This window comes from Nostoc sp., from assembly GCF_036916975.1.
Classification (GTDB): Bacteria; Cyanobacteriota; Cyanobacteriia; order Cyanobacteriales; family Nostocaceae; genus Nostoc.
The window spans coordinates 1-11,931 of record NZ_JBALFF010000023.1 but is presented as its reverse complement, the minus strand read 5'-3'; the positions used below and the strand labels follow the sequence as shown (position 1 = coordinate 11,931).

13 protein-coding genes are annotated in these 11,931 nt (G+C 42.4%); 5 read left to right on the top strand and 8 right to left on the bottom strand.

Annotated features, from left to right (window positions below; genetic code table 11):
* Positions 1 to 338: 338 nt before the first annotated feature.
* Positions 339 to 1,541 carry a DUF4336 domain-containing protein gene (locus tag V7K73_RS04280; protein WP_334877448.1) on the top strand — a complete coding sequence of 401 codons (1,203 nt, stop codon included), beginning with the start codon at positions 339 to 341 and terminating at the stop codon, positions 1,539 to 1,541.
* 140 nt (positions 1,542 to 1,681) lie between these two features.
* On the opposite strand, the gene V7K73_RS04275 is transcribed toward V7K73_RS04280, so the two are convergent.
* A complete protein-coding gene (locus tag V7K73_RS04275; protein WP_334877446.1) occupies positions 1,682 to 3,118 on the bottom strand; it encodes a carotenoid oxygenase family protein in 1,437 nt (478 codons plus the stop codon).
* Between the two features lie 165 nt (positions 3,119 to 3,283).
* The gene (locus V7K73_RS04270; RefSeq protein ID WP_334877444.1) at positions 3,284 to 3,493 is read right to left on the bottom strand and encodes a hypothetical protein; all 210 of its coding nucleotides are present in this window, start codon (positions 3,491 to 3,493) and stop codon (positions 3,284 to 3,286) included.
* A 65-nt stretch (positions 3,494 to 3,558) separates the two neighbouring features.
* On the opposite strand from V7K73_RS04270, the gene V7K73_RS04265 reads away from it, so the two are divergent.
* Positions 3,559 to 4,320 (top strand): thioesterase II family protein, encoded by a 762-nt coding sequence (locus V7K73_RS04265; RefSeq protein ID WP_334877442.1) that lies wholly within the window; start codon positions 3,559 to 3,561, stop codon positions 4,318 to 4,320.
* A gap of 360 nt (positions 4,321 to 4,680) precedes the next feature.
* Here V7K73_RS04265 and V7K73_RS04260 read toward each other — a convergent pair whose 3' ends face one another.
* Entirely contained in the window at positions 4,681 to 5,082 is a 402-nt protein-coding gene (locus V7K73_RS04260; protein WP_334877440.1) for an ExbD/TolR family protein, read from the bottom strand.
* Positions 5,083 to 5,357: 275 nt separating this feature from the next.
* On the opposite strand from V7K73_RS04260, the gene V7K73_RS04255 reads away from it, so the two are divergent.
* A complete protein-coding gene (locus V7K73_RS04255) occupies positions 5,358 to 5,615 on the top strand; it encodes a hypothetical protein (protein ID WP_334877438.1) in 258 nt (85 codons plus the stop codon).
* On the top strand, positions 5,605 to 5,985 hold the full coding sequence (locus tag V7K73_RS04250) for a signal peptidase I (protein WP_334877436.1): 381 nt from the start codon (positions 5,605 to 5,607) through the stop codon (positions 5,983 to 5,985). Before V7K73_RS04255 ends, V7K73_RS04250 begins: the two co-directional genes overlap by 11 nt.
* Before the next feature lie 218 nt (positions 5,986 to 6,203).
* On the opposite strand, the gene V7K73_RS04245 is transcribed toward V7K73_RS04250, so the two are convergent.
* From V7K73_RS04245 to V7K73_RS04225, 5 genes are all read right to left on the bottom strand, one after another.
* The gene (locus V7K73_RS04245; RefSeq protein WP_334877434.1) at positions 6,204 to 7,499 is read right to left on the bottom strand and encodes a dihydroorotase; all 1,296 of its coding nucleotides are present in this window, start codon (positions 7,497 to 7,499) and stop codon (positions 6,204 to 6,206) included.
* Positions 7,500 to 7,751: 252 nt separating this feature from the next.
* Positions 7,752 to 7,934: a hypothetical protein gene (locus V7K73_RS04240; RefSeq protein WP_334877432.1), complete on the bottom strand. Its 183-nt coding sequence runs from the start codon at positions 7,932 to 7,934 to the stop codon at positions 7,752 to 7,754.
* A 115-nt stretch (positions 7,935 to 8,049) separates the two neighbouring features.
* A complete protein-coding gene (locus V7K73_RS04235) occupies positions 8,050 to 9,402 on the bottom strand; it encodes a histidine phosphatase family protein (RefSeq protein ID WP_334877430.1) in 1,353 nt (450 codons plus the stop codon).
* Between the two features lie 905 nt (positions 9,403 to 10,307).
* Entirely contained in the window at positions 10,308 to 10,661 is a 354-nt protein-coding gene (locus tag V7K73_RS04230; RefSeq protein WP_334877428.1) for a hypothetical protein, read from the bottom strand.
* A gap of 143 nt (positions 10,662 to 10,804) precedes the next feature.
* Positions 10,805 to 11,047 (bottom strand): hypothetical protein, encoded by a 243-nt coding sequence (locus V7K73_RS04225; protein WP_334877427.1) that lies wholly within the window; start codon positions 11,045 to 11,047, stop codon positions 10,805 to 10,807.
* 309 nt (positions 11,048 to 11,356) lie between these two features.
* Here V7K73_RS04225 and V7K73_RS04220 point away from each other — a divergent pair, with 309 nt between their 5' ends.
* Positions 11,357 to 11,752: a hypothetical protein gene (locus V7K73_RS04220; RefSeq protein ID WP_334877425.1), complete on the top strand. Its 396-nt coding sequence runs from the start codon at positions 11,357 to 11,359 to the stop codon at positions 11,750 to 11,752.
* Positions 11,753 to 11,931: the final 179 nt, after the last annotated feature.

Genomic DNA, 11,931 nt, shown 5'->3' with positions numbered 1-11,931 from the left:
CTGCGCGGTTTTCATGCCCAAAGGGCTGTACGTAATTCGTAATAGAGCCTCCGGCACGCTGCGCGGTTTTCATGCCCAAAGGGCTGTACGTAATTCGTAATAGAGCCTCCGGCACGCTGCGCGGTTTTCATGCCCAAAGGGCTGTACGTAATTTGTAATAGAGCCTCCGGCACGCTGCGCGGTTTTCATGGATCTTTGGGCTGTACGTAAATTTTGTTTTGTGATGGGGGACTTAAACCCACGGACAGTAGTTAAAAATTAGAAAGAAGTACAAAGTGAATGGGGCGACAATGAAATCACTTGGATCTAAGTCGAGGGTAGAATTACTTGAGCAAGCGATGCATCCTTTTACTCACTCAAAAGATTGGTCATGGCCATTCTGGGCTGCTGTGCCACTCTACCCCTACGGGAGGCGGCGCACACTTCGCAAGGAAATAATCGAGGATACTATCTGGACATTCGATCAGCTTCAGGGCATTCTTTATACCACTGTGCCGATTCGGATGACTTTAGTCAAGCTCGCTGCCGGAGGATTTCTGGTCTATGCGCCCGTTGCTCCAACAACTGAGTGTGTGCGCTTGGTTAATGAGTTGGTAGCAAAGCATGGTGAAGTTAAGTATATTGTACTGCCAACCAGTTCTGGTCTTGAGCATAAAGTCTTCGTTGGCCCCTTTTCTAGATGCTTTCCTCAAGCACAAGTTTTTGTTGCCCCCCATCAGTGGAGTTTCCCGTTCAACCTGCCCCTTAGTTGGCTAGGCTTTCCCCAAAAACGAACTCAAGAACTTCCAGACGACTCAAGCCTTGCTCCCTTCGCTTTGGAATTTGACTATGCAATATTGGACATCAACTTGGGACGAGGTTCTTTTGCAGAAGTTGCAGTATTTCACAAGCGATCGCACACTCTGCTTGTAACTGATTCTATACTTTCGGTTCCAGTTGACCCACCAGAAATTGTCCAATTAGATCCTTATCCTTTACTGTTTCATGCAAGGGACAATGCCCTAGAGACAATCGAAGACAATGAAGACAACCGCCGCAAGGGATGGCAACGCATTTCATTGTTTGCGATTTACTTTCGTCCTAGTGTGCTAGAAGTTACTCCAATTGGAAAGATGTTTCGTGATGCTCTCAAAGCACCAGAGCGATCGCTAAAAACGTACTTTGGTTTATTTCCTTTTCGCTGGCAAGAAACCTGGAAACAGGCATTCGATGCTCTACGAGGTCACGGGCGACCATTTGTCGCACCGATTCTGCAAATCCTCATTTTTCCCCAAGCACCAAGACAAGTCCTCAATTGGGCTGATACAGTTGCAAGTTGGGATTTTCAGCAGATTATTTCCTGTCACTTTGACTCGCTAATTTTTGCAAATCCGCGTCAATTTCGGCAAGCATTTGCTTTCCTTGAGAAAAATCCTTCTGTAAGTAAAGACTTTTCTTCTAGCGATCAACCTCTATTGGAGGAAGACTTAAGATTCATTAAGGAACTTGAAGCCGGTCTAGTTAAGCGCGGTATCGCAACGCCAGCGAAAGAGTTGATTTAAGGATGTCTATGTTTTATATAAGTAGGTAGACAAGATAAAACCAAACTATGTAACGAAAAGTAAAATCTCTGTATTTGGCTCGTAGTTGCGCTTTAGCGCTAAAGCGCAACTACGAACCAGTGATGATTATTTGCACCCACTTACTTAGCAGGGTTCCAAGTGCCGTGGAAGCTGTGGGGAATGATGCTGGGTAATTCTAGTTTACAAACGGGTTCGGCATCCAGGCGATCGCTATCAAATACCCAAACTTCGCTACTATCAGAATTACCATCGTAGACAACGGTTAGTACCCAACTTTGTGCAGGGTTTTGAGTGTCTTGGGCGGGGATGGGTTCTGAAGGATAACGATTTTCTCCTAAGTCTGCTTCGCTGAGGGTTTCGGTTTTGTTGTCGAAACGAGCGATCGCATTTACTACTTCTTGGCTAATATCTGTTCCTGAACGGAATGTTGACATATATGTGTACCGGGAAGCTTGCCCCACGTTTTGCTGTGGTACATTGGGAAATTCACAATGTTGGTTTAATAGTTGCTGAATTGAGGTAACTTTGCCACTTTGAGGATGCAGATGAACTCGCCCTAGTGTACTTTTAGCTGGGGTGTGAGTCTCACCTGTAGCTACTTCCTTGAGATATTGGTTAGTTTGAAAATCTTCATAACGGGCGATATCCACAATCACTGAACCGCTAGCATCTACATAACCGTTAGCAAAATGCCATTGAAACCAAGCTTCGATTTCTCCACGACTCACCACAGATAGGGTTTCTCGATCAATAACTAAAATCTGAGTTCCTAATTTAGGTTGCCACTCTATCAAATCACTATAGTTGTTTATCCCTATTAGCAGGGGTAAGACATTCAACCGCACTGGCGGAATGAAAAAGACAAGATACTGTCCTGCTAAAACAAAATCATGCACCAATGGTACACCATCTAGCTGGTATGCGGCTTGTTGGATAATCCGGCCAGTGGAATCGCTTTTGTAAATATTAAGCGTCGCATTTTTTCTAGGGCTGATGCCAAAGTTAAAAATCTCCCCTGTTTGCTTGTCACGCTTATAATGTGCGGAATAGTTTAATCCTTTAGTTAACCCCCCTAAATCATCTTCGCCGGAAGTTTTTAAAGTTTGTAAATCAAGGGCGTGGGGTTTACCACCTTCCCAGAGTGCCAAAAGTTTATCTGGAAGTGCTAGCACTGAAGTATTCGCAGCATTTTTGATCGGCTTTTGCCATTGATTCCAAATTGGCCCCGGTGCAGTCATGCCATAATTGCCGTAGAGTAGTTTACCTGCTGCGGCTTCTTCTTGATAGCCAGAGGTTTGCACGTAGCGATAAACCCCGGTTGCACCTGCATCGTTAAAGTTTACAGCCAGAATTGCCCCATCTCCATCAAACCAGTGTCCTATGCCAATGCCACCGCGTTCTAGCCGTGCAGGTCCATTGCGGTAAAGTGTGCCACGCAAGCCATCTGGAATTTTGCCAGAGATAATTGGTAGTTGGGTAGGGGGAAATTCTTTTGCTGGTTCTCCTATCGCACCTGCCCAAGCTTTTTTAGTTGACTTTTTCTCGATTGTATGCATTATATCAAATTTTGTTTGATAAATTATCGATGTACATAGTTGCATTCTTACATTTTTATCTTTGTTGCCATTTTTTAATTTTGCGGGGCTACGAGATCCCCGACAACTTCTACGAAGTCGGGGATCTGAACACCACGAACCTCTGAAAACTTTTGGGACAGACCACTAGTACATCACGGCGTAAATACAGCACCCATTTAAAAAATAGTTCTTTTCATATCGGTTTGATGCGCTAAAAATTATATCCTTCGTTTTTTCATCCAGCCTTTTACGAAATCTTTCTAGAATATTACCGCCGCTTCCACAAAGGCTTTGGAAAATCGGAACTGCTACACCATTAACGGCTGACATCGCCCAAGGTTCGATTCCTGTCATAAAATTATCAGTGAATATATTTAAAAATTAAAGCAAAGTTGTATTATCCAACTCTAAGCTCTATTATGACAACTACATCAAGCTTCAATTCCTGGATTATCTGTCCTCAACCAAATCCTCAAGCAAACTTGCGTTTATTCTGCTTCCCCTACGCTGGTGGTAACTCGGCAATTTTTCGCACTTGGCCTAATAATCTACCTAGTAATGTCGAAGTCTGTGCTGTAGAATATCCCGGACGAGGAAGACAGATTAAGTTAGCACCCTTAACGCGATTAGAATCTCTTGTTGAAGCGATCGCTCCAGTTCTGCTACCATACTTAGACAAACCATTCGCCTTCTTCGGTCATAGTATGGGTGGATTAGTTAGCTTTGAGTTAACCCATCTACTTCGTCAATATAGTCTTGCTCCCTTTCACCTCTTCATCTCTGCACGTCGCGCCCCGCAAATCCCGCTCACAAAACCACCCCTCCACATCCTATCAGACCCTGATTTGCTCAATGAGCTACGCAGTCTTAACGGTACACCCAAAGCAGTACTAGAAAGCACAGAACTGATGCAGATGTTCCTCCCCATTTTGCGGGCAGATTTTGCCGTTCTGGAAACTTATATTTACACTCAAAAACAGCCACTGAAGTGTCCTATTACTGTTTTTGGTGGTTTGCAAGACCAAGAAGTTAGTCATGAGGCTCTGCAAGCATGGCGAGAGCAGACGATCGCTACTTTCTCATTACATGAGTTTAATAGTGACCACTTTTTTATCCATTCACAGCAAGAATTATTATTAAAACTTATATCTCCAGAATTGCAGATGCGTAATAGTCATTAGACAAAAAGTCCTGTAGGAGTCAGAATTTAAACCACGTCTATTTTGAAGCTTATAGTTTTTCTATGATGAAAAGGATTGCCCTCATCCCCCAACCCCTTCTCCCAAATTTGGGAGAAGGGGAGCCAGATTTGGGAGCCAGATTTGGGAGCCAGAATGGGGAGCCAGAATGGGGAGCCAGATTTGGGAGCCAGATTTGGGAGCCAGAATGGGGAGCCAGATTTGGGAGCCAGAATTTCAAACTCCCTCTCCCAAGTCTGGGAGAGGGATTTAGGGAGAGGGTGAAAACTACGGTTCTCAACTTAGATAAGGTTTAGTATTTTTCTAACTCCCTGAACTTCTGATGTACAATATTTTTGCTGTTTATTTTTGAGTTGCGATCGCTAACTTTGCCCCTTCAACTTTACGAACCCGATCCATCACCGCTACTACCCGACCATAATCAACTTTTTCATCAGCATTAATAATCACCAACACTTCTGGGTTTGAACCAACTAGAGTACGTACTTGCTTTGTCAAATCATCAATGGCAACTGGTTTACGATTCAGGCTTACCTGTTCTTTTTCATCTACCGTAATCGTAATTTTAGTAGGAACTTGCTGTTGTTTCGCTGTGCTAGCCTTCGGTAAATTTACAGGTAAACCTTCTGAGCGGGTTAAAAACAGAGTTGACATGATAAAAAATGTCAAAATTGCAAATATCACGTCAATCATCGGCACGATGTTGATCTGTAGTGGAAGTTCTGGTTCCTCTGGTAAACGCATAAGTTTTATTCTCCTCTTTCATAACGACGGCGGTAAAGTAATTCTAACTGTCCCTCATACTCAATCTAAATCCTTAGATGGACGCAGATGGACGCAGATAATTTTGATAATTAATTATCTCTGTTCATCTAAGTAGGTAGGCAAGATAAAACCAAACCATGTAACGAAAAGTAAAATCTCTGTATTTGGCTTGTAGTTGCGCTTTAGCGCTAAAGCGCAACTACGAGCCAATGATGATTATTTGCGCCCACTTACTTATTTTATTTAATTAATTTATGAATGAAGAATTAGCAAGTAATTCTAAGCTACATATTAACCACTGGGCTGATGCTGCTCGTAAGGCTTTTGTCTCTGATGTTTCTGAAAGAAGGGTAATGAGCAATGTCTACAACGGGCTACACCTACGCGCTTTTTCTGATCTAGAGCAACCAATAGCCCACTCTCTACAACAATATAAGCGGGTATTATTAAATGAGCTTGCGGTAAGTATAAATAGTTCACTTGCTTGCTTTGAGGTGAGTGATGCAGCCTAAAGTTATTTTTGGGAATGCTGCCAGCGAAGGTGCAAATCGCTGGGGTTGGTTTATGGGTTACTTCATCACCCCAGATGACGATCTTCGCTCAACCACAGCACTAGAAATAAAGTGGGGTATCCATAAAGCAGGAGACTCTAGAACTGAGTGGGGAGTAAATGACACAGCCGCGACTCTTTCGATCTTAATTAATGGCCAATTTTGCCTTCAGTTTGAAGATCGGGAGATGATTTTATCTCGTGAGGGTGATTATGTGCTGTGGTGTGCGGGTGTGCCACATTGTTGGGTTGCTCAGTCTGACTGTACTATTCTAACGGTGAGATGGCCTTCAACACCAGGCGATAGTGTAGCAGTGCGATCGCCAGAATAAGAATTTTCAGCCCAGATTCTGCACTTCTTCGCAATAAAGCGGTAACTATCGACTTTTATACAAACAACTGAAAGCTTTCTTAGCTACAACCTAAATAGCCAGGATGCCCAACACGATAAAAGTTTCTTTAGAGACGACTTGATTGTATTGCTAAAACCACTGGAATAACAAACCAGATGAAGTTTGAGGAAATCAAAGCCGTCGCTTCAAAAACTTCTTCAACACCATGTTTGCACAACATGACCCTTCAACTGTTGACCTAACCAAGGTGTATTTTGTGAAAGTGTATAAAGACTTTTTCGTTCGACTTTCCAGGTTTGTTGGGGATCAAATAAAGTAAGTTCTGCTGGTTGATGAGGTACAATCGCACTGACTTTTTGCCCCAAACACTCTGCTGGACTGGTACTCAATGCCCGCCATAATTCTAAAGCTGTAAATTCTTCAGTTTCAACGAGATATTGCCACAGCAAAGGTAATGCTAACTCTAAACCAATTGCTCCTGGAGGCGCTTCGGCAAAGGCTTGGACTTTTTCTTCATAGCTGTAGGGTGTGTGGTCAATAGCGATCGCATCTATCACACCTGTACGCACCCCTGCACGCAATGCCGCTACATCACGGGAATTTCCTAACGGCGGGTCTAAATGCAAGCTAGTGTTATAACTCTTAATAGCTTTTGTATCAAGTAAAAGATGCATCCAGGTGGTGCTAGCGGTGATGGGTAAACCAGCAGCCTTGGCTGAAGCGATCAGTTCCACGCTGCGAGATGTAGAGACGCGCATGATATGGACTGGTGTACCGATGGTTGCAACCAATTCTAATAAAGCTGCTAACGCACTAGTTTCTGCACTGGCGGGTATTGGGGGTAAACCGAAACGCAGAGCATCTACCCCTTCTCTAATTACACCATTTGCTGATAACTGGCGATCGCTAGGCCAAAATGCTACTGGTTTACGCAACGGCTGGATATACTCTAACACTCGTCGCACCAGCGCCAAATTTTCTAAAGGTTTACCATCGCTAAAACCAACAACTCCAGCAGACGCTAAATTTGCCAATTCCGTCATTTGCTTCCCAGCAACATCTAGGGTGATAGCACCCCAGAGATGAAGCAGGGGGAGAGGAGACGCAGGGGGAGCCGAATTGATTTTTTCGCTTTCTTTCATCTTCCCGTGTCTCTTCTGCTGCAACTGCGCCACAAGTGCAGGGTTATCAATAGCTGGGGATGTATTGGGTAAGATGTTAATTCTAGTAAAGCCGCCAGCAGTAGCAGATTGTAAGAGAGACAACAAGGTTTCCCGTTCTTCAAACCCTGGTTCACCGGAATGGCTGTACAAATCTACTAACCCAGGCCCGATAACTAATCCCCGACAATCTCTGATTGGAGTATCGGCGCTGATATCAGTAATGTGCGAAGCCACTTCTTGGATATAACCATCAGCAATCAGCACATCAAAGAGTTCATCGATTTCAGAAACTGGGTCAATTACCCGTACTTTTTGCAGCAGTTCAATCATAAAAATTTTTAGTTAAGAGTTAAAACTTAAGAGTTAAAACTTAAGAGTTTGGGGTTAGGAGTTAGCAGTTAGGAGTTTGGAGTTTGGAGTTTGGAGTTAAAACTTAAGAGTTAGAAGTTAGGAGTTTGGAGTTTGGAGTTTGGAGTTTGGAGTTTGGAGTTTGGAGTTTGGAGTTTGGAGTTTGGAGTTTGGAGTTTGGAGTTTGGAGTTTGGAGTTAGAAGTTATTTGTTCCTCGCTCATCACTTTTAACTTTATTTATCACTCCTACCTCTTAACTTTATTCCTAACTCTTCACTCTTAACTCCTAACTTTATTCCTAACTCTTCACTCTTAACTCCTAACTTTATTCCTAACTCTTCACTCTTCACTCCTAACTTTATTCCTAACTCCTCACTCTTCACTCCTAACTTTATTTCTAACTCCTCACTCCTCACTCCTAACTTTATTCCTAACTCCTAACTCCTCACTCCTAACTTTATTCCTAACTCCTAACTCCTAACTCCTAACTTTATTCCTAACTCCTAACTTTATTCCTAACTCCTAACTTTTTTACAACGCCCCTGCTGCTGTTTTATCTAGTACGCCTCCACCAAAGTGAGCGGTAATGTTCATCGCTTGCAATACTGGTAAACTATCGATTCCACAAGGATAGTCGATAACACTAACTGCACCATTACCCTGGCGGAAATTCCAGAAATTTTCTAGCGATAAACCAAGAATGTGACAAAGTAAAGTTTTATTAGTTGCGTCGTGAGCTACTACTAAAACAGTTTTGAATTTATTCGTTGATGCAGTTTGTACAATTGATTGCCAAGCTGCAACGCTACGTTCCCACACCTCTTGTAAATTTTCTCCTTCAGGCATTTGCACTTGGGCTGGGACTAACCGCCAGCGCTGCAATTCTCCGGGGAATTCTTGCTCTATCTCTGTTTCAAATTTTCCTTCCCAGAGTCCGTGACTGATTTCTCTTAAACCATCTTGCAAGTCTAACAATACATTAGGATGTTGTTTTAGGATAATCTCTGCTGTTTCTTTAGGGCGCAGCATTGGGCTACTGACAGCAAAATCAATCGCTACCTCTTGGAGAAATTCACCTGCTTTTTGCGACTGTTGTCTACCGTTGTCGTTGAGGGGGACATCAATTTGTCCTTGAAACCTGGTTTGGCGATTCCAGTCAGTTTCACCGTGACGCACCAATAATAAGCGTATTCCTTGATGATCCGGTCGCAATGAAGGTAAACTTTCCCCAGTGTGTTGCGTCTGATTTAAAGATTCTAGTTGAACTGGTTCCCCCAATCCTCCAGCAAAATTTAGTACGCTGATGCCACAGTTAGATTGCTGTATTGAATGGTAGCGACTTGGAGGAATTCCCAAGGCTGTGCTAATCAGGGCGCGATTAATGCCGTTATGTCCCACTATGAGAATAGTTTCGCCTTGATGTTGAGATAAAGTTTCTTGCCAAAACTGCCGTGCTTGTTCGTATAAAGCAAGAACGGGAAAATGTTCTCTTGTCCCTTGTGCATCATTCAACAGCATCCGCAGTTCGTCGGGGCGTTGATGCCAAGTGCGGTAGTCTTCGGCAAATTTCTGCTTAACTTCAGCAGTTAGCAGTCCTTCCCATAAAGGTAAGTCGATTTCTAGCAGCAAATTAGAAACTTGGATGACAGCAGACTGTTCAGGATGAGTAGCTAACTCACTATGGATAATATCTGCTGTGTGTTTCGCTCGTTGCAGGGGACTGCTGTAAATCGCATTAAATAAAATATTGCTGAGGGCTTTGCCAACAATACTTGCATCTTTACCACCTTTTTCGGTTAATGTTGACGCATCAGTGCGTCCCTGAATACGCCGCTCGGTATTATAAGCGCTTTGACCGTGGCGCACAATGATGACACGAGTCATCTAAAAGCCCTCCTCTGATCTAGACGATTAATTGTACTGCAAAATGATTACACATTTAGCGACTCAGGAAGGCGGATTTAGTTAGGTACGAAAGTTTATTCTTGTAGAGGACGTAGGATGAGTAGTTAAAATAGCTGCTGTGTTAACGATGTTTGCTAAGAGGATGTTTGAATATTGATCCCCCAACCCTCTTTTTAAGGCTAAGGTGTATACACAAGTCTTTCTGAACGCAATTTACGGTTAAGCTTTATAACCCCTAAGATACCTCACCCTGCTTTTACTAGGTAAAACCTGTCCCTCTCCGATGCTTTGGAGAGGGATGTCCGATAGGACAGGGTGAGGTTTTTCTTTTGTTTTGGGTAATTTGATGACTTGTATCACCCTGGTTTTACTAGGTAAAACCTGTCCCTCTCCGATGCTTTGGAGAGGGATGTCCGATAGGACAGGGTGAGGTTCTTCTTTTGTTTTGGGTAATTCGATGACTTGTATCACCCTGGTTTTACTAGGTAAAACCTGTCCCTCTCCGATGCTTTGGAGAGGGATGTTCGATAGGACAGGGTGAGGTTTTTCTTTTGTTTTGGGTAATTCGATGACTTGTATCACCCTGCTTTTACTAGGTAAAACCTGTCCCTCTCCGATGCTTTCGAGAGGGATGTCCGATAGGACAGGGTGAGGTTTTTCTTTTGTTTTGGGTAATTCGATGACTTGTATGTAGACGGTAGCTTTTTAAGGGAAGTTAGGGGGGATCGATAAGTGCCTAAAATCACAGTAAACTACTTTTAAAACAACCTCTAAGAGAGGAACTTTAGTTTAAAGTGGGTGAGCAAGCCAACTTTCTTTCTGCTGACGAGCAAGCAAATAAAGCATCTAGGCTCGAAACTACAGCCCCAACCTTTATACCTAAATTATTCTCTCCTTATATCTAACTGTACTTGCAATCCATCATTGTCATCCCCAGACTGAGCCGGTGCTAATAAAACTGAAGTGTCTGGCTGTGATAATGAGTCGTTCAACTGTATTTTGACTGGAGTTTTATTATCTCTTCGATTATTGTTGGAGATGCTTGCTGGATTAGTTTGCTCAAAAAAGCTTTTAAAGTCTTGTTGGGCTGTTCTACGATCAATTCCAACGAGAGAATTACCAGTTAATCTGTATTGCTCTAGATTTGAGCTTGATGTTGGTGACTGTGCGTATACTTGGCTTCCTAAGCTTGCAAAGGCTGCCGTAATCCCCAAGAAAGCAATAATTTTGGTGTTCATCTGTTTTATCCAAATTATCTTTAATATTGCTCGTCTATTATTCTCTGGGAAAATTGTTTGAATTAACTCTATCGTTAGGTTCTACTACACTAATTATATTGTGTATATACTTAGAGTGTCAATAATTAATGTTGTTTTAAGCATTACCAAGCTATAACCAATGGCATCTGTGAGGAAATTGGCTTATTTGGTTCAGTTTCTAAGCGATCGCAGTTAAGTTGCTTGAGATATGCCAGGATGAAATCAGGGATATTATCAGCTAAATCAATCACATCCCCAAGTTTTAGTGGGAATGATTTTCTGATGACAAGTGGCTTCTCTACGACGCTGTGCGATCGCATATACCCCGATTTGCCACAAGACCAAAAAAGATCAGAGAAAAGCAATGTCTGACATCTTTTTCATCAACAAAAACATCTTTTTCATCAACAAAATTATCTTTTTCATCAACAAAAACATCTTTTTCATCAACAAAATTATCTTTTTCATCAACAAAATTATCTTTTTCATCAACAAAAACATCTTTTTCATCAACAAAAACATCTTTTTCATCAACAAAAACATCTTTTTTGTGATAAATACTGATATTGGCATAACATAAGATACAAATCTATGAGGATTTTACTGAACTAAAATCCAGCTTTAGTAAGGCAAACTAGCTCTAAAGCAGAACGAAAAGGATATATATATTATTTATGCCTGGTCACAAACGTACATACCGAGTTTTAGAAAAAGCTGAATTAAGAGTGGCGGGAATTAAAGCAATTGATCCTAATATGGATTTTGGGGATGCTCGCAACTTGCAAAACATGACACAACTAATTGAGCAGTACCGTAGGAAAATAGATGCTTATAATACTGCTTTAGCCGTGATTGACTCTTCTAGAACTGAGATGGATGAATTGGACAAAACTTTAAACGATCTCGCGGAGAAAATGCTCATTGGAGTTGCTTTTAAATACGGCAAAGATAGCCGTGAATATGAAATGGCGGGTGCTGTTCGTAAAAGCGATCGCATCCGCAAAAGCACAGCGACACGTTTAAAGACGACTCCCAAGGAAGCGGCTAGTGAGAATGCTAAAACTGCATGATAGCTTTAGTAGAGTGGATAGAGCGATCGCAGAATAAATTGTTGGCAAAATCTTTTCCCTCACCCCCAGCCCCTCTCCCAATTTTGGGAGAGGGGAGCAAATTCTCTAGTTCCCCAAATCCCAATTTTGGGAGAGGGGAGCAAATTCTCTAGTTCCCCGAATCCCAATTTTGGGAGAGG

What these genes read in the sequence shown, in the direction of transcription:
- V7K73_RS04280 (WP_334877448.1), top strand. Translation starts at nt 339, where the DNA reads ATGCATCCTTTTACTCACTCAAAAGATTGGTCATGGCCATTCTGGGCT.
- V7K73_RS04275 (WP_334877446.1), bottom strand. Translation starts at nt 3,118, where the DNA reads ATGCATACAATCGAGAAAAAGTCAACTAAAAAAGCTTGGGCAGGTGCG.
- V7K73_RS04270 (WP_334877444.1), bottom strand. Translation starts at nt 3,493, where the DNA reads ATGACAGGAATCGAACCTTGGGCGATGTCAGCCGTTAATGGTGTAGCA.
- V7K73_RS04265 (WP_334877442.1), top strand. Translation starts at nt 3,559, where the DNA reads ATGACAACTACATCAAGCTTCAATTCCTGGATTATCTGTCCTCAACCA.
- V7K73_RS04260 (WP_334877440.1), bottom strand. Translation starts at nt 5,082, where the DNA reads ATGCGTTTACCAGAGGAACCAGAACTTCCACTACAGATCAACATCGTG.
- V7K73_RS04255 (WP_334877438.1), top strand. Translation starts at nt 5,358, where the DNA reads ATGAATGAAGAATTAGCAAGTAATTCTAAGCTACATATTAACCACTGG.
- V7K73_RS04250 (WP_334877436.1), top strand. Translation starts at nt 5,605, where the DNA reads ATGCAGCCTAAAGTTATTTTTGGGAATGCTGCCAGCGAAGGTGCAAAT.
- V7K73_RS04245 (WP_334877434.1), bottom strand. Translation starts at nt 7,499, where the DNA reads ATGATTGAACTGCTGCAAAAAGTACGGGTAATTGACCCAGTTTCTGAA.
- V7K73_RS04235 (WP_334877430.1), bottom strand. Translation starts at nt 9,402, where the DNA reads ATGACTCGTGTCATCATTGTGCGCCACGGTCAAAGCGCTTATAATACC.
- V7K73_RS04230 (WP_334877428.1), bottom strand. Translation starts at nt 10,661, where the DNA reads ATGAACACCAAAATTATTGCTTTCTTGGGGATTACGGCAGCCTTTGCA.
- V7K73_RS04220 (WP_334877425.1), top strand. Translation starts at nt 11,357, where the DNA reads ATGCCTGGTCACAAACGTACATACCGAGTTTTAGAAAAAGCTGAATTA.